General features: G+C 52.5%; 17 protein-coding genes and 2 tRNA genes. 1 reads left to right on the top strand and 18 read right to left on the bottom strand.

Annotation, left to right across the window (positions count from 1 at the left end; translation table 11 throughout):
* Positions 1 to 143 precede the first annotated feature (143 nt).
* The 12 genes from mtr to ACMWKK_RS11845 all read right to left on the bottom strand — a co-directional run bounded on the left by mtr (position 144) and on the right by ACMWKK_RS11845 (position 13,835).
* Positions 144 to 1,388 (bottom strand): tryptophan permease, encoded by a 1,245-nt coding sequence (gene mtr / locus ACMWKK_RS11900; RefSeq protein WP_112780470.1) that lies wholly within the window; start codon positions 1,386 to 1,388, stop codon positions 144 to 146.
* Positions 1,389 to 1,529: 141 nt separating this feature from the next.
* Complete coding sequence (locus ACMWKK_RS11895; RefSeq protein WP_112780471.1) at positions 1,530 to 3,416, bottom strand: DEAD/DEAH family ATP-dependent RNA helicase; 1,887 nt, start codon at positions 3,414 to 3,416, stop codon at positions 1,530 to 1,532.
* Positions 3,409 to 3,489 carry a protein YrbN gene (gene yrbN, locus ACMWKK_RS11890; RefSeq protein WP_100122156.1) on the bottom strand — a complete coding sequence of 27 codons (81 nt, stop codon included), beginning with the start codon at positions 3,487 to 3,489 and terminating at the stop codon, positions 3,409 to 3,411. Before yrbN ends, ACMWKK_RS11895 begins: the two co-directional genes overlap by 8 nt.
* A gap of 107 nt (positions 3,490 to 3,596) precedes the next feature.
* Positions 3,597 to 4,481 carry a lipoprotein NlpI gene (gene nlpI / locus ACMWKK_RS11885; RefSeq protein ID WP_032642338.1) on the bottom strand — a complete coding sequence of 295 codons (885 nt, stop codon included), beginning with the start codon at positions 4,479 to 4,481 and terminating at the stop codon, positions 3,597 to 3,599.
* Between the two features lie 108 nt (positions 4,482 to 4,589).
* Positions 4,590 to 6,728, bottom strand: coding sequence for a polyribonucleotide nucleotidyltransferase (pnp, locus tag ACMWKK_RS11880; protein ID WP_045331003.1), 2,139 nt, complete (start codon positions 6,726 to 6,728; stop codon positions 4,590 to 4,592).
* A 242-nt stretch (positions 6,729 to 6,970) separates the two neighbouring features.
* Positions 6,971 to 7,240: a 30S ribosomal protein S15 gene (gene rpsO / locus ACMWKK_RS11875; protein ID WP_003861789.1), complete on the bottom strand. Its 270-nt coding sequence runs from the start codon at positions 7,238 to 7,240 to the stop codon at positions 6,971 to 6,973.
* Positions 7,241 to 7,394: 154 nt separating this feature from the next.
* A complete protein-coding gene (gene truB / locus ACMWKK_RS11870) occupies positions 7,395 to 8,345 on the bottom strand; it encodes a tRNA pseudouridine(55) synthase TruB (protein WP_112780472.1) in 951 nt (316 codons plus the stop codon).
* The gene (gene rbfA / locus ACMWKK_RS11865; protein ID WP_003024988.1) at positions 8,345 to 8,749 is read right to left on the bottom strand and encodes a 30S ribosome-binding factor RbfA; all 405 of its coding nucleotides are present in this window, start codon (positions 8,747 to 8,749) and stop codon (positions 8,345 to 8,347) included. The genes truB and rbfA overlap by 1 nt, the downstream gene beginning before the upstream one ends.
* A gap of 106 nt (positions 8,750 to 8,855) precedes the next feature.
* A complete protein-coding gene (infB, locus tag ACMWKK_RS11860; protein ID WP_045331000.1) occupies positions 8,856 to 11,543 on the bottom strand; it encodes a translation initiation factor IF-2 in 2,688 nt (895 codons plus the stop codon).
* Between the two features lie 24 nt (positions 11,544 to 11,567).
* Complete coding sequence (gene nusA / locus ACMWKK_RS11855) at positions 11,568 to 13,070, bottom strand: transcription termination factor NusA (RefSeq protein WP_003861798.1); 1,503 nt, start codon at positions 13,068 to 13,070, stop codon at positions 11,568 to 11,570.
* Positions 13,071 to 13,098: 28 nt separating this feature from the next.
* On the bottom strand, positions 13,099 to 13,551 hold the full coding sequence (rimP, locus tag ACMWKK_RS11850) for a ribosome maturation factor RimP (protein WP_406542800.1): 453 nt from the start codon (positions 13,549 to 13,551) through the stop codon (positions 13,099 to 13,101).
* A 207-nt stretch (positions 13,552 to 13,758) separates the two neighbouring features.
* Positions 13,759 to 13,835, bottom strand: a tRNA-Met gene (locus ACMWKK_RS11845).
* Positions 13,836 to 14,122: 287 nt separating this feature from the next.
* Between ACMWKK_RS11845 and argG the strand changes: the two genes are divergently transcribed.
* Positions 14,123 to 15,469 (top strand): argininosuccinate synthase, encoded by a 1,347-nt coding sequence (argG, locus tag ACMWKK_RS11840; protein ID WP_014833433.1) that lies wholly within the window; start codon positions 14,123 to 14,125, stop codon positions 15,467 to 15,469.
* A 188-nt stretch (positions 15,470 to 15,657) separates the two neighbouring features.
* On the opposite strand, the gene ACMWKK_RS11835 is transcribed toward argG, so the two are convergent.
* The 6 genes from ACMWKK_RS11835 to ACMWKK_RS11810 all read right to left on the bottom strand — a co-directional run bounded on the left by ACMWKK_RS11835 (position 15,658) and on the right by ACMWKK_RS11810 (position 21,583).
* Positions 15,658 to 15,744 (bottom strand) — tRNA-Leu (locus ACMWKK_RS11835).
* Positions 15,745 to 15,753: 9 nt separating this feature from the next.
* Positions 15,754 to 16,086 carry a preprotein translocase subunit SecG gene (gene secG / locus ACMWKK_RS11830; RefSeq protein WP_021242256.1) on the bottom strand — a complete coding sequence of 111 codons (333 nt, stop codon included), beginning with the start codon at positions 16,084 to 16,086 and terminating at the stop codon, positions 15,754 to 15,756.
* Positions 16,087 to 16,329: 243 nt separating this feature from the next.
* A complete protein-coding gene (locus ACMWKK_RS11825) occupies positions 16,330 to 16,848 on the bottom strand; it encodes an Hcp family type VI secretion system effector (protein WP_059354212.1) in 519 nt (172 codons plus the stop codon).
* Between the two features lie 287 nt (positions 16,849 to 17,135).
* Positions 17,136 to 18,062, bottom strand: coding sequence for a DUF4123 domain-containing protein (locus ACMWKK_RS11820; RefSeq protein ID WP_112780473.1), 927 nt, complete (start codon positions 18,060 to 18,062; stop codon positions 17,136 to 17,138).
* A 45-nt stretch (positions 18,063 to 18,107) separates the two neighbouring features.
* The gene (locus tag ACMWKK_RS11815) at positions 18,108 to 19,094 is read right to left on the bottom strand and encodes a hypothetical protein (protein ID WP_236653036.1); all 987 of its coding nucleotides are present in this window, start codon (positions 19,092 to 19,094) and stop codon (positions 18,108 to 18,110) included.
* Between the two features lie 101 nt (positions 19,095 to 19,195).
* Complete coding sequence (locus tag ACMWKK_RS11810) at positions 19,196 to 21,583, bottom strand: hypothetical protein (protein ID WP_112780475.1); 2,388 nt, start codon at positions 21,581 to 21,583, stop codon at positions 19,196 to 19,198.
* Positions 21,584 to 21,591 lie beyond the last annotated feature (8 nt).

The raw sequence follows: 21,591 nt of genomic DNA, 5'->3' as shown, positions 1-21,591 counted from the left end.
TCATCTTCAACGGAATAACGCTTGCGTACTACGACCGAAAAACCCAGAGTGTGGTGCGGATAGACTAAAAGTGTTACCTATGTTCCCGGTCTGATCTGTCACCTATGTATCCGGTCATACAGGAGCGCCACCGGGCAATGTATTTACTGGTAAACAGGCAACAGGTCAAAACTCGACAGCACGTGCACCAGCGCGTTGCCCACCCCAAACACCAGGATCAGCGCAATCATCGGCTTGCCGCCCCAGACGCGGAATTTCGGGCTGCCGAAGCGTTTACGTGATTTACGCGCCAGCAGCGCCGGCACAATCGCCGCCCAGATGGTTGCCGCCAGTCCGGCATAGCCGATGGCGTACAGGAACCCGTTCGGCCACAGCAGGCCGCCCACCACCGGCGGCAGGAAGGTCAGCAGCGCGGTTTTGAAGCGGCCCAGCGCGGAATCATCAAAGCCAAACAGATCCGCCAGATAGTCAAACAGGCCCAGCGTCACGCCGAGGAAAGAGCTCGCCACCGCAAAGTTAGAGAAGATAACCAGCAGCAGATCCAGGCTGCGGCTGTTCAGCACGCCGCTCAGCGCCTGCACCAGCACGTCGATGTTGCCGCCCTTCTGCGCAATGCCGATAAATTCCGGACGCGGGATGTTGCCCATCGTCCCCAGCAGCCAAATCACATACAGCCCCAGCGCCAGCAGCGTACCGTAGACCAGACACTTCACGATGGTGCGCGGATCTTTGCCGTAGTACTTCATCAGGCTCGGCACGTTGCCGTGATAGCCGAACGACGCCAGGCAGAACGGCAGCGTCATCAGCAGGTACGGGGTATAGGACGTATTCACTTCCGCGACGTTAAACAGCGTAGCGGGCGTCACGTGCCCCAGCAGGCTGCCGAAGGTCAGGAAGAAGGTGATGACCTTCGCGCCCAGCACAATCGCCGTCATCCGGCTCACCGCTTTGGTACTCATCCAGACGATAAACGCCACGGCCAGCGCAAAGCACAGCCCCGCCAGACGCGCCGGAACGTTCAGCGACATCTCCGAGAAGGTGTGATGCAGAATCGAACCGCTCGCCGAGATATACGCGTAGGTCAGGATATATAGCACAAACGCGATGGACAGACCGTTCACCAGGTTCCAGCCTTTGCCCAGCAGATCTTTGGTGATGGTGTCGAAGCTGGAGCCGATACGGTAGTTCAGGTTGGCTTCGAGGATCATCAGCCCGGAATGGAGCATACAGAACCAGGTAAAGACCAGCGCGGCCAGCGACCAGAAGAACCACGCACCGGACATGACCACGGGCAGGGAGAACATCCCGGCACCTATAATGGTTCCGCCGATGATCACCACGCCGCCAAGCAGCGAAGGTGACGTTTGGGTGGTGGTTAGTGTCGCCATACAGCCTTTTCTCCAGTCAATTATGCGGGAAGCATGTTAATGTGACGCACTGTACCAGTACAAGAGTACAAAGGGAATAAAAAAAGCCCCGATAGCGCGTATCGGGGCTGTATATTTTACTTTACGTCAGAAGCGTAAGGCTTACGCGTCACCGAAACGACGACGGCTGGTGCCTTCTTCACGACGTGGGCCACGGTTTTCGCGACGCTCGCCGGAGAAACGACGACCTTCACCGCCGCGACCTTCGCTGCGACCGCCTTCACGACGCTCGCCACCGAAGCTGCGACCACCGCCACGGCGTTCACCACCGCGGTCAGGACGTGGCTGCGCATCGCCCATCAGCTGCATGTTCATCGGCTTGTTCAGGATGCGGGTACGCGTAAAGTGCTGCAGCACTTCACCCGGCATGCCTTTTGGCAGCTCGATGGTAGAGTGGGATGCGAACAGCTTGATGTTACCGATGTAACGGCTGCTGATGTCGCCTTCGTTAGCGATCGCGCCAACGATGTGACGCACTTCAACGCCATCATCACGGCCCACTTCAATGCGGTACAGTTCCATGTCACCCGCGTCGCGACGTTCACGACGTGGACGGTCTTCACCACCACGCTCTGGACGGTCACCACGTGGGCCACGGTCGTTACGACGCTCGAAGCGATCGTCACGGTCACGGAATTCACGCTTAGGACGCATCGGCGCATCGGGTGGTACGATCAGGCTACGTTCGCCCTGAGCCATTTTCAGCAGGGCTGCAGCCAGGGTTTCCATGTCCAGCTCTTCGCCTTCAGCAACAGGCTGAATCTGCGACAGCAGCGCACGGTACTGATCCAGATCGCTGCTTTCCAGCTGCTGCTGTACTTTCGCGGCGAATTTTTCCAGACGGCGTTTGCCCAGCAGCTCTGCGTTTGGCAGGTCCGCTTCTGGAATGGTCAGCTTCATGGTGCGTTCGATGTTACGCAGCAGGCGACGCTCGCGGTTCTCAACGAACAGCAGCGCACGGCCAGCACGACCCGCACGACCGGTACGGCCGATACGGTGAACGTAAGACTCGGAATCCATCGGGATGTCGTAGTTAACAACCAGGCTGATACGCTCAACGTCCAGACCACGTGCTGCCACGTCGGTTGCAATCAGGATATCCAGACGACCGTCTTTCAGACGCTCCAGAGTCTGCTCACGCAGGGCCTGGTTCATGTCGCCGTTCAGCGCTGCGCTGTTGTAGCCGCTACGCTCCAGGGCTTCAGCCACTTCCAGGGTCGCGTTTTTGGTACGAACGAAGATAATCGCCGCATCAAAATCTTCCGCTTCCAGGAAACGTACCAGCGCTTCGTTTTTGCGCATGCCGTACACAGACCAGTAGCTCTGGCTGATGTCCGGGCGAGTGGTGACGCTGGACTGAATGCGCACTTCCTGAGGATCGTTCATGAAGCGCTTGGTGATACGACGGATCGCTTCCGGCATGGTGGCAGAGAACAGCGCGGTCTGATGACCGTCTGGGATCTGCGCCATAATGGTTTCAACGTCTTCGATGAAGCCCATACGCAGCATTTCATCTGCTTCATCCAGTACCAGACCGCTCAGTTTAGAGAGATCCAGCGTACCGCGCTTCAGGTGATCCAGCAGACGGCCCGGCGTACCGACAACAATCTGTGGGCCCTGGCGCAGGGCGCGTAACTGCACGTCATAACGCTGGCCGCCGTACAGGGCAACCACGTTTACGCCGCGCATATGTTTAGAGAATTCCGTCATGGCTTCTGCAACCTGAACAGCCAGTTCACGGGTTGGAGCCAGAACGAGGATCTGCGGTGCACGCAGGTCCGGATCAATGTTGTTCAGCAGCGGCAGCGAGAATGCTGCAGTTTTACCGCTACCAGTCTGGGCCATGCCCAGCACGTCACGACCAGAAAGCAGGTGTGGGATACACTCAGCCTGGATCGGAGATGGTTTTTCGTAACCCAGATCGTTAAGGGCTTCAAGGATAGGAGCCTTCAGGCCCAGATCTGCAAAAGTGGTTTCGAATTCAGCCATGTAGTACGAGTGCCTCAATGTCAATGGCGGCCAGTCTACTTAGCTCATCGTGAAAATGATTAGCAATTTTCATTGAAAAGTGTGAACCGGCTCAAAGTAGGTGTATTGACGAACAACAACGCCCTCACCAGTTAAGGTGATGGCAATCAAAAGATTACGGGCTGATGTTTATGTCGTCAGCTATTGCTGGTCCGATTCTGCCAGGTCGTCATGCTCCTGGCCCAAGAGCGATAATTCCAACAATGCATAACGGTGCTCAACGAAGTTATGTACGTTGTTAGCAACCGCTAATTTGAACAGTGCCGTAGCGCTGTCCATATCCCCCAGACTTAGGTAGTACTTACCTAAATAGAAGTTGGTTTCACTGAGATGCTCAGCGAGCGAGGTGTTATCCGTTGCGTCCGCCTTGAGGCGTTCCATCAGCGTTGCTTCGCTAATGTTGCCCAGGTAGAACTCGACAATGTTCCATCCCCACTGTTCCTTGTCCGATTTATCGAAGCGCTGTTTAAGGGCCTCTTTTGCCTGCTTCTCATCGAGCTTCCGCTCAACGATGTAAAGCCACAGGCTACGGAAAGGATCATTAGGATCGTCTTGATAAAACGCCAGCAGATCATCTTGCGCTAACTTATCACGACCGCCGTAATACAATGCGATACCGCGATTCAAGTGCGCGTAGTTGTAAGTTGGATCAAGCTCAAGTACAGAATCAAACGCTTCATAGGCAGCATCAAAATTGCCTGCCTGCGTTAAATAAATGCCTAAGTAATTGAATACTTCAGGCATATCAGGTCGTATAGCCAGCGCTTGTGAAAAATCATTTCGCGCCAATGCCCTTAGACCGAGACTATCATACAACACTCCGCGCTCATATAAAAGCTGTGCGCGTTCGTCATCGGTTAAAGCCCGACTGGCAAGTATTTGTTCCATGCGTGCCAGAATCACTTCCTGCTGCAAAGTCGGTTGCAATGGCACTGCGAGGACTTCGCTCTTACGCCAGGCAGAGTTGCTGCATCCTGCCAGCGTTAAAGCTGTCGCAACGAAACACCAGCGCAAAAAAGGCTTCATTTCCCACTCCCGAAGACAACTATTGGATGAACGTCCTGTCCCCCGGCGGCTTAACAAGGCGTCCTGCCTGATAATAGGCCCTCCGCAACGCGGAGGGCAAATGGCAACTTACTCGCCCTGCTGTTCTGCTGCCTGTGCTTCTGGCGCAGCAGCTGGCTGAGACTGCTCGGTTGCTTCTTTAATGCTCAGACGGATACGGCCCTGGCGATCAACTTCCAGAACTTTCACCGGTACTTCCTGACCCATCTGCAGGTAATCGGTCACTTTCTCAACGCGCTTGTCAGCGATCTGAGAGATGTGAACCAGACCTTCTTTACCGCCACCGATGGCAACGAACGCGCCAAAGTCAACGATACGGGTCACTTTACCCGCGTAGACGCGGCCCACTTCGATCTCTGCAGTGATTTCTTCGATGCGACGGATCGCGAATTTCGCCTTCTCGCCGTCGGTTGCTGCGATCTTCACAGTACCGTCATCTTCGATTTCGATGGTGGTGCCGGTCTCTTCGGTCAGCGCACGGATAACAGAACCGCCCTTACCGATAACATCTTTGATCTTGTCTGGATTGATCTTGATGGTGTGGATACGCGGTGCGAACTGAGAAATGTCGCCACGTGGCGCGTTAATCGCCTGTTCCATCACGCCCAGGATGTGCAGACGCGCACCTTTAGCCTGGTTCAGCGCAACCTGCATGATCTCTTTGGTGATACCTTCAATTTTGATATCCATCTGCAGCGCAGAGATACCGTCGCGGGAACCCGCCACTTTGAAGTCCATATCGCCCAGGTGGTCTTCGTCGCCCAGAATGTCGGACAGAACAACGAAGTTGTCGCCTTCTTTCACCAGGCCCATTGCGATACCCGCAACGGCGGCTTTGATTGGCACGCCTGCATCCATCAGCGCCAGAGAGGCACCGCACACGGAAGCCATAGAAGAAGAACCGTTGGATTCGGTGATTTCAGACACCACGCGTACGGTGTACGGGAATTTGTCTGCTTCTGGCATCACTGCCAGCACGCCGCGCTTCGCCAGACGACCGTGACCAATTTCACGACGCTTCGGCGAGCCAACCATACCGGTTTCGCCTACGGAGTACGGAGGGAAGTTGTAGTGGAACAGGAAGCTGTCGGTGCGCTCGCCCATCAGTTCGTCGATGATCTGTGCGTCACGAGCGGTACCGAGGGTCGCGGTAACCAGCGCCTGCGTTTCGCCACGGGTGAACAGCGCGGAACCGTGAGTACGTGGCAGCACGCCAGTACGCACATCCAGACCACGGATCATGTCTTTTTCGCGGCCATCGATACGCGGCTCACCTGCCAGCACGCGGCTACGAACAACGTTTTTCTCGATAGCGTGCAGGATTTCGCCAATTTCGTTAGCGTCCAGCGTTTCGTCTTCAGCAACCAGGGTCGCGGTCACGTCAGATTTGATTGCATCAACCTGAGCGTAACGCTCCTGCTTGTCAGTGATACGGTATGCATCGCTCAGACGAGATTCTGCCAGCGCCGCAACGCGTGCATTCAGCGCGTCGTTTGCCGCTTCTGGCTGCCAGTCCCAACGTGGTTTACCGGCTTCTTTCACCAGGTCGTTGATGTTCTGGATAACGATCTGCTGCTGGTCGTGGCCAAATACCACCGCGCCCAGCATCTGGTCTTCGCTCAGCAGTTCAGCTTCGGATTCAACCATCAGCACAGCGGCTTCAGTACCCGCAACCACCAGGTCCAGCTTACTTTCTTTCAGCTCTTCCTGGGTTGGGTTCAGCACGTACTGGTCGTTGATGTAGCCAACGCGCGCGGCACCGATTGGGCCATTGAATGGAATACCAGACAGTGACAGGGCAGCAGATGCGCCGATCATCGCAACGATGTCCGGGTTAACCTGTGGGTTAACGGAAACAACGGTCGCAATAACCTGTACTTCGTTAACGAAGCCTTCCGGGAACAGCGGACGAACCGGGCGGTCAATCAGACGCGCGATCAGGGTTTCGCCTTCGCTTGGACGGCCTTCACGACGGAAGAAACCACCCGGGATTTTACCGGCAGCGTAGGTACGCTCCTGGTAGTTAACGGTCAGCGGGAAAAAGTCCTGACCTGGTTTAGCTTTTTTCTGGCCAACAACGGTAACGAATACCGCGGTGTCATCCATGCTTACCATAACGGCAGCAGTAGCCTGACGTGCCATCATGCCGGTTTCCAGCGTCACGGTATGTTGACCATACTGGAATTTACGAACGATCGGATTCAGCAAAGTTCTGTCCTTTCTTAAATGTTTGACAGCACACCACCGGCGTGCTGTCGATTTAACCCGACCTTCTTCGCATCCTCGCGACTAATGACAACCAACACCCCCATGGGTGAAGCCTCTCATTAGCCGCGCGAACCTCTGCAATGAAGATCATTTATAGCAACAATACAATAGTTTCCAGTGAATTGCTGCCGTCTGGTTGAAAAAAGGGGCCATCAGGCCCCCTTTTCTGAAACTCGCAAGACTTAGCGACGCAGACCCAGACGCTCGATCAGCGCGGTGTAGCGTGCAACATCTTTACGTTTCAGGTAGTCGAGCAGTTTACGACGCTGAGAAACCATGCGCAGCAGACCACGACGGCTGTGGTGATCTTTTTTGTGCTCTGCAAAGTGACCCTGCAGGTGGTTAATCTGTGCAGTCAGCAGTGCAACCTGAACTTCGGTAGAACCGCTGTCGTTAGTACCACGACCAAACTCAGAAACGATTTTAGCTTTAGCTTCAACGCTTAGAGACATTTTCAAACTCCAAAGTATAAAGAATGTAAGGGTGCCGATCTCTAATTCAGCGACCCCATGTACGCCCCGCAGATTGTTAAACAATTTACCAGGCGTTAAGCGGCGATATTCTACTCGTCTCCCCTGCTTATCGCAAGGTGAGCCGTTATCACCGTCACGCGTCGACCGGATATTCGACGACCAGACGACGTGGCGCAACGCGCCCTTCGCCATCCATTTCGCCCATACCGATGAATTTCCCTTCGTCACCTTCGGTCACGCGCACCAGCCCTTCCTGCGGCGCCTGTGCCGTGCGAACCGGGTTGCCGTTCTTAAAGTAAACGGACGATGTTAAAGGAAGATTAACAACCGGGAAGTCCGCTGCCGGACTGTCCATCGGCATCAGCAATGGATCCAGCAAATCTGCCGGCGCGATCCCCTGCGCTTCCGCCTGTTCAACCAGCGCGTGCAGATGTTCCAGGGTCACCATCCGCTCCACCGGGTATTTGCTCACCGCCAGACGGCGCAGGTAGATCACATGCGCGCCGCAGCCCAGCTTTTCACCGAGGTCGTCAATGATGGTGCGAATATAGGTCCCTTTCGAACAGTGTACTTCCAGCTCCAGCTCATCACCTTCGTGGCGAATAAAGAGCAGCTCATACACGGTAATCGGACGGGCTTCACGCGGAACGTCAATGCCCTGACGTGCATATTCGTAGAGCTTCTTGCCCTGATATTTCAGCGCAGAATACATCGACGGCACCTGCATGGTGTCACCACGGAAGCTCTCAAGCGCAGCATCAAGCTGTTCCGCGCTAAAGGTCACCGGGCGCTCTTCCACCACCTGGCCATCCGCGTCGGAGGTATCCGTGCGCTGGCCCAGCTTAGCGATAACGCGGTAACGCTTATCGGAGTCGAGCAGGTACTGAGAAAACTTTGTCGCCTCTCCCAGACAAACCGGCAGCATGCCGGTTGCCAGCGGATCCAGCGCGCCGGTATGGCCCGCCCGGTTGGCGTTATAAATACGCTTCACTTTTTGCAGCACGTCGTTGCTGGATGCGCCCTGGGGTTTATCCAGCAGCAGCACGCCATGCACGTCGCGACCACGACGACGAGGACGACTCATTAGTCCTCCTTGCTGTCGTCCGCCGGGTTAACACGACGCTCGTCGTCATGTTTCACCACGCTGGTCACCAGGTTGGACATACGCATACCTTCAACCAGCGAGTTGTCGTAGAAGAAGGTCAGTTCAGGCACGATACGCAGGCGCATCGCTTTGCCGAGCAGAGAGCGGATGAAACCAGAGGCTTCCTGCAGCGCTTTAATGCCGTTTTTCACGGCCGCTTCGTCCTGATCGTTCAGGAAGGTGACGAACACTTTTGCATAGGCCAAATCGCGGGACATTTCGACACCGGACACGGTGGTCATCATGCCGACGCGCGGGTCTTTAATTTCACGTTGCAGAATGAGTGCGATCTCTTTCTGCATTTCCTGCGCTACGCGCTGAGGGCGACCAAATTCTTTCGCCATAATAAATTCTCCAGACAAAAAAGGGGCTAAAGCCCCTTTTTGAAATTATTGCCGGGTGGCGCTTCGCTTACCCGGCCTACGCTAAACAATCTTCTGTCGACGAAGATTACGCGATGGTACGCTGAATTTCGATGATCTCGAACACTTCGATCATATCGCCAACGCGAACGTCGTTGTAGTTCTTCACGCCGATACCACATTCCATGCCGTTACGGACTTCGTTAACGTCATCTTTGAAGCGGCGCAGGGATTCCAGCTCGCCTTCATAGATAACCACGTTGTCACGCAGAACGCGGATTGGGTTGTGACGCTTGATGTTACCTTCGGTAACCATACAGCCCGCGATCGCACCGAATTTCGGTGATTTGAACACGTCACGTACTTCAGCCAGACCGATGATCTGCTGTTTCAGCTCAGGAGACAGCATGCCGCTCATCGCTGCTTTCACTTCGTCGATCAGGTTATAGATGACGGAGTAGTAACGCAGATCCAGGCTTTCAGCTTCAATCACTTTACGTGCAGACGCATCCGCACGTACGTTGAAGCCAACCAGGATAGCGTTGGACGCAGCGGCCAGAGTCGCGTCGGTTTCGGTGATACCACCTACGCCAGAACCGATGATCTTCACTTTCACTTCGTCGGTAGACAGTTTCAGCAAGGAGTCGGAGATCGCTTCCACAGAGCCCTGAACGTCAGCTTTCAGAACGATGTTCACTTCGTGAACTTCGCCCTCGGTCATGTTGGCAAACATGTTCTCGAGTTTAGATTTCTGCTGACGAGCCAGTTTAACTTCACGGAATTTGCCCTGACGGTACAGCGCCACTTCACGCGCTTTCTTCTCGTCACGCACTACGGTCACTTCGTCACCGGCAGCCGGAACACCGGACAGACCCAGGATTTCCACTGGAATGGACGGACCTGCTTCCAGTACTTCCTGACCCAGTTCGTTACGCATCGCACGAACGCGACCGTATTCGAAACCGCACAGAACGATGTCGCCTTTATGCAGCGTACCTTCACGAACCAGAACGGTAGCAACCGGGCCACGTCCTTTATCCAGGAAGGATTCGATCACCGCACCGCTCGCCATACCGTTACGGATGGCTTTCAGCTCCAGAACTTCGGCCTGCAGCAGGATCGCGTCCAGCAGTTCGTCGATACCGGTACCCGCTTTCGCAGACACGTGTACGAACTGGCTTTCGCCGCCCCACTCTTCCGGCAGAATACCGTACTGGGAAAGTTCGTTTTTAACGCGATCGGGATCCGCTTCTGGCTTATCGATCTTGTTCACTGCAACCACAACCGGCACACCGGCCGCTTTCGCGTGCTGGATAGCTTCGATGGTCTGCGGCATAACGCCGTCGTCTGCAGCAACAACCAGTACAACGATATCCGTCGCCTGAGCACCACGAGCACGCATAGAGGTAAACGCGGCGTGGCCTGGGGTATCCAGGAAGGTGATCATACCGTTGTCAGTTTCTACGTGGTATGCACCGATGTGCTGGGTAATACCACCCGCTTCGCCAGAGGCAACCTTGGTAGAACGAATGTAGTCAAGCAGAGAGGTTTTACCGTGGTCAACGTGACCCATGATGGTCACAACCGGTGCACGCGGTTCAGCCGCAGCGCCAGTATCACGGTCGCTCATTACCGCTTCTTCCAGCTCGTTTTCACGACGCAGGATAACCTTGTGGCCCATCTCTTCCGCGACCAGCTGTGCAGTTTCCTGATCGATCACCTGGTTGATGGTTGCCATTGCGCCCAGCTTCATCATCGCTTTGATGACCTGAGAGCCTTTAACCGCCATCTTGTTCGCCAGTTCGCCAACGGTAATGGTTTCGCCGATCACAACGTCACGGTTAACGGCCTGAGCTGGCTTCTGGAAGCCCTGCTGCAGAGCGGAACCTTTACGCTTGCCGCCTTTACCACCGCGAACAGCCGCGCGTGCTTCTTCACGGTCAGCTTTAGATTCAGCGTGCTTGTTGCCTTTTTTCGCCGGACGGGCAGCTTTTGCATTACGGCCACGGCCGCGACCGCCTTCTACTTCACGGTCGTTATCATCTTCAGCCTGACGTGCGTGCTGAGAAGTGGTCACGTGATAGTCGCTGGTGTCTTCAGTCGGCTCAACGGTATTCACACCATTCTTCTCGTTTTCTTCTGCCATACGGCGCGCTTCTTCGGCGACGCGGCGAGCTTCTTCTTCCAGCTTACGGCGGGCTTCTTCTTCCGCTTTACGCTTCAGCTCGGCAGCTTCATTTTCACGGCGGGCTTTTTCAGCCTGGGCGGTTTTGGTCATTTCGTCTGTCTGTTGATTGCTCACTTTGTCTTTTTCCGCAGCGTCACGCTTCACTTTATCACTTGCGTCGCGTTTCGCTTTTTCTGCGGCCTCACGTTCAGCTTTTAATTCTGCTTCACGTTTGGCGGCTGCTTCCGCCTCACGCTGAGCTTGTTCTTCCGCTTCACGCTGTGCCTGCTCTTCCGCGGCAAGGCGTTCTGCCTCTTGCGGATCACGTTTTACAAAGGTGCGCGTCTTGCGGACTTCAATTTGTACCGATTTGCTTTTGCCACCGGTACCAGGGATATTTAACGTGCTACGCGTTTTGCGCTGCAGCGTTAACTTGTCTGGCGTAGATCCGTGTTCACGGTTCAGGTGCGTTAACAAGGTTTGTTTTTCTTGCGCGGTCACCGAGTCATCAGCGGACTTCGGGATCCCTGCATCAGCAAATTGCTGTACCAGGCGGTCCACGGAGGTCTGAATCTCAGCAGCCAGCGATTTTACAGTTACATCAGTCATGCTGTTCCTTCCTGCTACAGTTTATTACGCTTCGTCGCCGAACCAGCAAATATTACGTGCGGCCATGATGAGCTCGCCGGCTTTCTCGTCGGTTAAACCTTCGATATCAGCCAGGTCATCAACGCCTTGCTCAGCGAGATCTTCCAGCGTACAAACACCACGGGCAGCCAGCTTGAACGCAATCGCACGATCAAGACCTTCCAGATTCAGCAGGTCATCAGCCGGCTTCTTATCGCCAAGGCTTTCTTCCTGAGCCAGCGCCAGGGTGGTCAGTGCGTTTTTAGCGCGTTCACGCAGGGCTTCAACGGTTGGTTCATCCAGACCGTCAATTTCCAGCAGCTCTTTCATTGGCACATAGGCCAGTTCTTCCAGCGTAGAGAAACCTTCCTCAACCAGAACAGTGGCGAAGTCTTCGTCAATGTCGAGGTATTTAGTGAAGGTATCGATCGCCGCATGGGCTTCAGCCTGATGCTTAGCCTGCAGGTCATCAACGGTCATGACGTTGAGTTCCCAGCCGCTCAGCTGTGACGCCAGGCGTACGTTCTGACCGTTACGGCCGATCGCCTGCGCCAGGTTGCCCGCTTCAACAGCGATATCCATGGTGTGTTTGTCTTCGTCAACAACGATAGACGCCACATCAGCCGGAGCCATTGCGTTGATCACGAACTGCGCCGGGTTGTCATCCCACAGAACGATATCAATACGTTCGCCGCCCAGCTCAGTAGACACTGCCTGGACACGCGCACCGCGCATACCGACGCAAGCACCGACCGGGTCAATACGCTTGTCGTTGGTTTTCACCGCAATTTTCGCACGGGAGCCCGGATCGCGAGCCGCCGCTTTAATTTCGATAACTTCTTCGCCGATTTCCGGTACTTCGATACGGAACAGTTCTACCAGCATTTCTGGTTTAGAACGGGTCACGAACAGCTGTGCACCACGCGCTTCAGGGCGAACGGCGTACAGAACACCGCGAATACGGTCGCCTGGACGGAAGTTTTCACGCGGCAGCATATCTTCACGCAGGATCACGGCTTCAGCGTTACCCGGCAGCCCTTCGGATTTGATCTCCAGGGAGATATTGTCGCGGTTCACTTTCTTCACCACGCCGGTGATGATCTCGCCTTCCTGATCGCGGAACTGATCGACAACCAGCGCGCGCTCGGCTTCGCGCACTTTCTGCACGATAACCTGCTTAGCGGTCTGGGTGGTGATACGGTCGAAGGTCACAGATTCAATCTGATCTTCAACGTAGTCACCCACGTTCAGACTTTCGTCTTCAAAACGGGCAGCTTCCAGCGTGATCTCTTTCGTCGGCTGGGTCACTTCTTCAACGATTACCCAACGACGGAAGGTATCGAAGTCACCGCTTTTACGATCGATTTCTACGCGAACATCGATCTCTTGTTCGTATTTTTTCTTGGTTGCTGTAGCCAGTGCACTTTCCAGCGCTTCGAAAATCTTCTCACGCGGCAGTGATTTCTCGTTGGAGACGGCTTCAACAACAGCCAAAATTTCTTTGTTCATCGCGGGCTTTTCACCTCAATCCAGACTGTTAAAAGTGGGGAACCAGGTTCGCCTTCTGGATATTACTCAGCGCGAACACTTCATCTTTGCCTTCGACTGTTACCGTGATCATTTCACCATCAACGGCTTTGATAATTCCCTGCCATTTACGGCGGTTCTGTACGGCCATACGCAGAACGAGAGTCACTTCTTCACCGGTAAAGCGCACGTAGTGCTCGGCCGTGAACATCGGGCGATCGAGGCCAGGTGAGGAAACTTCCAGGTTGTACGCAACGGTAATCGGGTCTTCAACATCAAGAACCGCACTCACCTGGTGGCTGACATCAGCACAATCATCAACATTGATGCCATCTTCACTATCAATATAGATGCGCAGCGTCGATGTACGGCCGCGAACGAATTCGATGCCGACCAGTTCGTAGCCCAGTGCTTCGACCGGTGCAGTAATCATCTCTGTTAATTTTTGCTCTAATGTGGACAAGCCCACCCCCAAGACATAAAAAAAGGGCGTAAAGCCCAGTTATTCTGTAGTCAGATAACAAAAAACCCCGATAAATCGGGGCTTTAGATAACTGAACCCTATAGCCACAACTGTGGCCTGGAGCACTCTCCGAAAGAATTTTTTCAAATCCAGCTACGAAGGCTCTAAGTCTTCACAGTATATTTGAAAAAGAACTTTATGGGAAAGTGGTTGCGGGGGCCGGATTTGAACCGACGACCTTCGGGTTATGAGCCCGACGAGCTACCAGGCTGCTCCACCCCGCGCCTGAAACGTGGCAAATTCTACGCGTTTTGGACAGAATTTGCAAATAATGCTGGGATTTGGTACCGAAGACGGGACGTAAAATCGGCGTTTAGTATATTGATAGTTGACCCCACCTGTCAAGGCGACTTCCGCCAGATCGATCAGACCAAAATTTTTACAAAAAACGCACGACTCTCTTCCTGTCTTCGCCAAAAGATGATTAAATGAATACTCACTTATTTTGCATAAAAATGCACAAGAGAGCGAAAGCGGTCTCTAATCAGTCAATCAAGCAGGGTTTTATTCTATGACGACGATTCTCAAGCATCTTCCGGTAGGACAACGTATTGGCATCGCTTTCTCAGGCGGCCTGGATACCAGCGCTGCACTGCTGTGGATGCGCCAGAAGGGAGCGGTTCCGTACGCCTATACTGCGAACCTGGGTCAGCCGGATGAGGACGACTACGATGCCATTCCTCGTCGCGCTAAAGAGTATGGTGCAGAAAACGCGCGCCTGATTGACTGCCGTAAACAGCTGGTTGCGGAAGGTATCGCGGCTATTCAGTGTGGTGCGTTCCATAACACCACCGGCGGCCTGACCTATTTCAACACCACCCCGCTGGGCCGTGCGGTCACCGGCACCATGCTGGTTGCCGCCATGAAAGAAGATGGCGTCAACATCTGGGGTGACGGCAGCACCTATAAAGGCAACGATATCGAACGTTTCTACCGTTATGGCCTGCTGACCAACGCCGAACTGCAGATCTACAAGCCGTGGCTGGATACCGACTTCATTGACGAGCTGGGCGGTCGTCATGAGATGTCCGAATTTATGATCGCCTGCGGTTTCGACTATAAGATGTCAGTTGAGAAAGCCTACTCCACCGACTCCAACATGCTGGGTGCGACCCACGAAGCAAAAGACCTGGAGTTCCTGAACTCCAGCGTGAAGATCGTTAACCCGATCATGGGCGTGAAGTTCTGGGACGAGAACGTGAAGATCCCGGCAGAAGAGGTAACCGTGCGTTTCGAACGCGGCCATCCGGTTGCGCTGAACGGCAAAACCTTCTCTGACGACGTCGAGCTGATGCTGGAAGCTAACCGCATCGGCGGTCGTCACGGTCTGGGTATGAGCGATCAGATTGAAAACCGTATCATTGAGGCAAAAAGCCGCGGTATCTATGAAGCACCGGGGATGGCGCTGCTGCACATCGCTTACGAGCGTCTGCTGACCGGGATTCACAACGAAGACACCATCGAGCAGTATCACTCGCATGGCCGCCAGCTGGGCAAACTGCTGTATCAGGGCCGCTGGTTCGATCCGCAGGCGCTGATGCTGCGTGATGCGCTGCAGCGTTGGGTGGCGAGCGCGATCACTGGCGAAGTAACGCTGGAGCTGCGTCGCGGTAACGACTATTCCATCCTGAATACCGTGTCTGACAACCTGACCTATAAGGCAGAGCGTCTGACCATGGAGAAAGGTGAATCGGTCTTCTCACCTGACGATCGTATTGGTCAGCTGACCATGCGTAATCTGGACATCACCGATACCCGTGAGAAGCTGTTCAACTATGTTGAGAACGGTTTGCTGTCAGCCAGTTCAGGTAACGGCCTGCCGCAGGTTGAGAATCTGGAGCACAGCGATAAGAAGTAATCGCTGAAGTAGCATGCAAAAGGCGTCCTGGGACGCCTTTTTTATTTGGATTTCGTAGGCCAGGTAAGCGCAGCGCCACCGGGCAAAACGGCGGGTGGCGCTGCGCTTACCCGCCCTACAAATGATCGGTAACACATAATCTACAGGCGAAAAAAAAGACGTCTTTCGACGTCTTTCTTCTGGAATATTGGTACCGAGGATGGGACTCGAACCCACAAGCCCGTTAGGGCACTACCACCTCAAGGTAGCGTGTCTACCAATTCCACCACCTCGGTACGGAATACTTACTGCGGGATATCGCTGGTTGGCTTAGCCGGTGCAGCTGGCTGAGTCTGCTCAGTTTTAGCTGGCGCGCTCAGGTTTTCCCACTCGCTTCCTTTGCTGGTCTTGTTGCTATTGATATTGCCAAGCACCAGGCTGATGATGAAGAACAGCGTAGCCAGAATCGCCGTAGTGCGGGTCATGAAGTTCGCAGAACCACTTGAACCAAACAGCGTACCGGAAGCGCCTGCTCCGAAGGAGGCTCCCATATCAGCGCCTTTACCTTGCTGCAGCATAATCAGCGCTACGAGAGCGATGGCTACAATAAGGAAAACAACTAAAAGAGCTTCGTACATAATCAACCTGTTCCTTGCGGATTTGCCGCATACCAATGCTTCGACCAATTAGCAGGATTTCTGTTTCCCACTGAAGCGGGTGTGAATACTAACCAAAGCGAATCACCTTCGCAAGGGCATTTTCGACGCATTGTATCAACTGCGGAAAAAAACAGCAAAAAGCCATTAAGAGATTAAAAACAGTACATCAATTGCTTCACTTTTAAGCATTTATCCATTAAGCGCGCTTGCGCGCGCTTTTTCTTACGCTTCGATTGGCGCACGCCAGTCGTCTGCACCAGACGTGCCTGATACAGTATGTTCCCAGGTAATCTTACGATAAGCCAGGGACACTTTTACCAGCTGTGTAAACTCCGCTTTTTGCAGATCCTGACAGTGCGGCATCTGGCAGTCGATATCAACAATGGTTGCATCATCAAGGATGGTTGAGAAGAAGTGTTCCTGCTTGCCTTCGATTGACGTGCGATACCACTTCATTTCAACTTTAGGCAGCATCTCGCCGGAGGCCAGGGCGTTATAAAGCAGAGGAACCGCTTTGTTCAGCGCCACAGTGAATCTGAATGGTTTATGCGCACGCTGACCTGATGGCTGGCCTGACTGCGGATCGGTCGGAACCGTTACAACATGTTCAAATTCCTGGACCAGCATCTGATCCTCGTGCCCCTGAACATAGATGTTACCGACAGAGTCAGACGTGAACGCGCCGGAAGTAATGTTACCCTGGGTTTTGCCCTGGATTGAGATATAACATGGAGTTGGCATTTCAATTTCCTTTGAAAAAAACCATCGGTTAAGTGAAAACAAACATCCTGTCTCTTTTCACAGCAGAAGAGATTATTCAGCCTCATGCTGAACAAAACATCTCTGCCAAAAAAGTAACATGGGCAATGCGCAATAAATTTCTCATGCCCGGGTTAAATGTAAAAAAGCATGAAGAACGTTTTTTCTATTGAGAAAAAATTTTCCATTTAACGATTAACTATAATCGTTAAAAATAATAAGGCTCATCTCTTTATAAAATCAGCCCAAAGTCATTCACTTAATTAATATTACTGTTCAATGTTCAAACGCTGTTGCAGAAGGATTTCACTGCTATTCATTTGCCCATCCACCCATTTATATTGCCACGCGCGTTGCGCCGTCATCAGTGGATTCGGGTCCGGGCTTATCCACATTTGCACAGGACCAAAAAAATCAGCAAGGCGAACAGAGGCCAGGTTTTGCAGCCAGTGGTTAAACACCCGCGGGTCATAAAAACGGAACCGGCTCGAAGCTCCCCCTTCTTCCTTTATATAGAGCAGTCCCTGAAGATGGCGTATGAGCTGTTCAGGTTCATCAACATCAGCCACAAGCCATAGCGCGTTGTACCCATATTCAGGCCTGGAGAGTATGTATTGCACCAGCCGCGGTTTAGTCCATGCCGCCAAGAGCCATGGCCCTTTGACAGCAAGCGCTTGTTCATCAGCACGAAACAGTGAATAACTCGCGACCTCCAGCGCATCGGCCATTCCCTGAACGGAGGCGTCAAGCGCGTTATCGACAATAACCCATAGCGGCAGCCCCGCTTCACACAGACGATAAATCGTATTCTGCGTGACATCGGTTTTAACCTGTTGTCTGGGGGTTATGGCGCAAGGATTAAGTAAGGCCAGCTCTTCTAATACCGTCAATTTCTCGGGACCTAATGCCCCCTGGCACAGCAGATCCCGGACGTCTTCCTGTAACCAGAAATGGCTTCCCCCGATAAGCGAGATCGCCAGCATGCGCGGAAATCCTCCACGCGTAAGTACGCTATGTTCCCGCGCACGCTTGACCTGCTCTTCAAGCCAGCGCATGCCCTCGGGGCCCGACGGTAGATCGGGAATATCATCGCGCCTGGAGACATCCCGCAGGGCATTACAAATTATTGCGTTCTCTGTTCCCTGCTCCAGTACAAGGCGGTCTTCATCGCGTAAATGCCAAAACGACTTTTCCATTTATTTTCCCCAGGCTCCGTCTGTGACGGAGCCATTTCGGCTTAATTAATTGCGGAACATCTGAATATCTTCGTCTGCACCTTTCCGCATTTTGATGCTTTCAAGCACCCATATTGCCAGCTCTTCACCGCTGATCTTGTCACGCAGCTCTGGCGGCAGGTCGCGGGTATCAAACCGACCGGCAATTTTGATCAGCGGCTTCATATGATTCCCGGTCTCGACGTTGCTCGGGATCCACTGAAATTCCCGGGCAGACGGATTGGTTTTATCGCGGCTGGTATACAGTTCGCCTTTCATTCCGCCGACTTCAATGGTTGTGCTCGGGAAGAAGAGTTGTAGCAGTTTGCCCTTGGAGACCCGGCTCTGGAGTTTGGCTTCTTCTCCTTTAAGGTAGGTTTTCACATCTACCGATAGGAACGTTTTTGAGCCCTCACGCTTTGAATGCCAGATCATACTATAAGATTCATTCTTCTCTAGTCGTCCCGAATAGTAGTGATATTCGTTATCCAGGCAGAAACCCGGGGCATAATGCGGGTACGGTTTATAGGTGATTTTATTGATATCGTCCATTTGTGCATCCAACTGGCGTTGGACTTGTTGATGGAGTTGGTCTTCTGACATTGGGCGAGGAATTTTAATCCAGGTCCCTGAGACCAGTAGCCATTCTTTTCTATCTTCGAACTTTCGTAAATAAAACGGCTTAAATATATAGCGCGAGCTTAATATTTCCGCTGGATTATCTGCTGTGTTAAGATATTCCATTATAACTCTTGGATTACTTTTCATATCCTGATGTGCAATTTTACTGCCTGCATTGATACTGTTCTTACGCAAATCGGGTGAAATTGTATCTTTAATATACCGCGCCCAATCACTTTCAATTGTCTGACGATCTGATTTTAATGAACGTACGACTTCAAGGTTAAAGTTCTCAAACCAATAATTACCACTATGCATAAACATATAATCAGGCAATTCAACTTCATAACGACCAAAACACTGTTTTTGAGTGTGTATCTTATTATCCATCATTGTATCCTTACTTTTTGATAAATGTGTACATCCCTGCAATAGTAGAGCCATACTGCATGAGAAAAAAAATGCTTCGAACCCTTTCATTTTATGCACCCTTCTTATTTTTTTGTTTGTTCGTTGAAATCCCAGGCAGCCTGCTGTATCTCTTTATACACCGACTTCCGAATGTTTTCGTCCTGATAAATATCAGAATGATGCTCGCTACTGGGTATCGATACACCTGTTGATACAGAAACGTCCGGAACCTGTCCATCTCCCTCACCAACTCCTTTTTGCAAGATAAATTCAACAGGAAGCATTTGAGGCGTCGTACCATTATTTGTAAGATAGAGACTGCCTTCACCACTATCTGCTAGTCGGCTCATTAGATTTGTATCAAAAAGATAATTAATCCCTTTCATTATAGCGTTATCGGAAGAAATAATGCCCGAAAAGGGAACCCAGGTTTCTGCATCTCCAAAGGGTGTCGACGTACTCTGCGCTTGCCAGACAATATTATCTCGAGTGGATGGTTTACTATTTTTCCCCGCAAAGAATATAGATTTTTCCAATCCTTTGTCTTTTAATAGTGAATGAAATTCAGATGCTTTACCCATGTAATCTTGGATGCAACTAAAAGAATCCTCACCTAAAATAGATTCAAATGACAACAACTCAAGATTAATTACCTTAAACCAGTGTTTTGAAGACATATACTCTTTATAAATTTCACTGTTTATATTTAATGGTTCATTTTTTGGTGGTTTTTCCCCTTCTACAATCTTATAAGGCATAGCCTGCCAGCATAACCACCCTTTCGGATAATCATTATTCGGTAAAGCCTCCAGCCCGCACTGGCTGTAACTGAGCACAGCCGTAATCTCGGCAGCGTTAGCACCTAATACTTGATTAGTCACATAGGCAACAGCCATATCAGAGATGCTGTCGGATTTTACCGGCGTTTGCATCCCCGCCCGGAACCAGGCATAGATTTCAGGCATCCCCGTTTGTGGAACCCCAACGTGAATGGCTTTCAGTAGTTCCAGATCTTTTCCGAACGGGTTTGGTTCCGGCTTGATGATGAATTGAGAACTCTGCTCGTCTTTATCATGCTTAGCAGCCTCAGGTTTTTTAATTGGATCAGCCTGATTAAAATTATTCTTGGGCGATGATTTGTTTCCGGAATTCTCTCCGCCAGCATCATTCCCCTCACCGCCTTTTCCATTCGTCTCCGGCCCCACTTCCGCCAGCGCGGCCCGCATCACCTGCCCACCCATGCCATGCGTAATAACAATCACCTGTTTGACCGGTTCCTTTGTCATCCACGTTTCATCATCACTTCCCGGTTGATAAGATCCTGCGATCTGTTTGATCCGGCGCTTGAGCCGCTGCGCCCCATCGGCACAACCCTGCATCCAGTTATAACCTACGACATGCAAAGGAAAGGCGTATCCCGCCATCTGTTTGGCGAAGTTAGGGTTAGCTCCCCAGGGAAGGGGATCCTCTTTCTTTGCCGGTTCAGGAGCTTTACTGGCTGCCGTATCCGTGGAAGGCTTTGCTGGCGCGGCGGCGGGGGCAGCTGGCGTGAAATCAAACAGCTTCTCGATGGCCGCGAAGAGATCTTTCAGCGCCTTGCCTGTTACCAGAGAAGGCTTGGGAATACTCCCCATTTCCGTCGTCGCCCCCGCCTGAGCCACTTCACGAAGGTTAAAACGCGCATCCAGATGACGCTGTAAGGTCATCAGAAATTCACCATACTGCTCCCAACAAACTTCCCCCCAGCCGCGTAAATGTCGGTCTTCCGCATCGGAGGGACGAATGGCGGTTTGCACCAGATAGTAGGATTTGTCGAAGGTTTCCTTGCCTTTCTCTGCGTCCTGGGGGATGCACAAAATCGTATCGTCGCGGCCAATTTTTCCCCCCACCAGCAGCTTGCGCCGTTCGGAAGCATCACGGAACATCCACTCCAGTACGGAGATCATGCCCCATACATTTCGGGCAATGCGGAGTACCTCTTCGGCCTGCCCCATTTTCTCAAAGACGTTATTAATCTCCTTTTCAATGTGGGCGATTTTCTTTTTAATATCCGCTAACTGCTCCTTAACTTTTGCCACTGCGCTTTTGCTGTCAGCATTTGCATCCTTGCTGGCCGCATCGATGCGTTTTGCCACGTCATCAAGCCCAACGGACTTTAAAACGCGGCTACTGAGCTTATACAAATCATTCAACGCCCCCTGTAACCCTTTAAGGACGGTCTGCAATTCAATTAATTTTTTCACCACCGGTGAACTGGTGATGGCCGCGGTCGTTTTCGTGACCTTGCCGCTCAGATCTTCGACTGCCGTTCCGAGGGGCGTGTGATAGCTGCCCATTCCGGCCAGCGGATCCCAGACCACTGCGTTTTCAGTACTGTTGTAAAGCCGGGTGCCCATCAGGTCAGGAACAAAAATAACCGGAATAACCTGTTTCCTGCACTGACATCCCTGGCGACATTCATGACTACTCATTGCCGACA

This window comes from Enterobacter sp. 01-M-03-SI-ECC (genome assembly GCF_047530215.1).
Taxonomy (GTDB): Bacteria; Pseudomonadota; Gammaproteobacteria; order Enterobacterales; family Enterobacteriaceae; genus Enterobacter; species Enterobacter chengduensis.
This window is presented reverse-complemented; position numbering and strand designations above follow the sequence as displayed.

Excerpts from the sequence above, each read along its gene's own strand:
- yrbN (WP_100122156.1), bottom strand. The coding sequence starts at position 3,489 with ATGAAAATTGCTAATCATTTTCACGATGAGCTAAGTAGACTGGCCGCC.
- ACMWKK_RS11815 (WP_236653036.1), bottom strand. The coding sequence starts at position 19,094 with ATGATGGATAATAAGATACACACTCAAAAACAGTGTTTTGGTCGTTAT.
- nusA (WP_003861798.1), bottom strand. The coding sequence starts at position 13,070 with ATGAACAAAGAAATTTTGGCTGTTGTTGAAGCCGTCTCCAACGAGAAA.
- infB (WP_045331000.1), bottom strand. The coding sequence starts at position 11,543 with ATGACTGATGTAACTGTAAAATCGCTGGCTGCTGAGATTCAGACCTCC.
- nlpI (WP_032642338.1), bottom strand. The coding sequence starts at position 4,481 with ATGAAGCCTTTTTTGCGCTGGTGTTTCGTTGCGACAGCTTTAACGCTG.
- mtr (WP_112780470.1), bottom strand. The coding sequence starts at position 1,388 with ATGGCGACACTAACCACCACCCAAACGTCACCTTCGCTGCTTGGCGGC.
- secG (WP_021242256.1), bottom strand. The coding sequence starts at position 16,086 with ATGTACGAAGCTCTTTTAGTTGTTTTCCTTATTGTAGCCATCGCTCTC.
- ACMWKK_RS11820 (WP_112780473.1), bottom strand. The coding sequence starts at position 18,062 with ATGGAAAAGTCGTTTTGGCATTTACGCGATGAAGACCGCCTTGTACTG.
- ACMWKK_RS11810 (WP_112780475.1), bottom strand. The coding sequence starts at position 21,583 with ATGAGTAGTCATGAATGTCGCCAGGGATGTCAGTGCAGGAAACAGGTT.
- rbfA (WP_003024988.1), bottom strand. The coding sequence starts at position 8,749 with ATGGCGAAAGAATTTGGTCGCCCTCAGCGCGTAGCGCAGGAAATGCAG.
- ACMWKK_RS11825 (WP_059354212.1), bottom strand. The coding sequence starts at position 16,848 with ATGCCAACTCCATGTTATATCTCAATCCAGGGCAAAACCCAGGGTAAC.
- rpsO (WP_003861789.1), bottom strand. The coding sequence starts at position 7,240 with ATGTCTCTAAGCGTTGAAGCTAAAGCTAAAATCGTTTCTGAGTTTGGT.
- argG (WP_014833433.1), top strand. The coding sequence starts at position 14,123 with ATGACGACGATTCTCAAGCATCTTCCGGTAGGACAACGTATTGGCATC.
- truB (WP_112780472.1), bottom strand. The coding sequence starts at position 8,345 with ATGAGTCGTCCTCGTCGTCGTGGTCGCGACGTGCATGGCGTGCTGCTG.
- ACMWKK_RS11895 (WP_112780471.1), bottom strand. The coding sequence starts at position 3,416 with ATGGCTGAATTCGAAACCACTTTTGCAGATCTGGGCCTGAAGGCTCCT.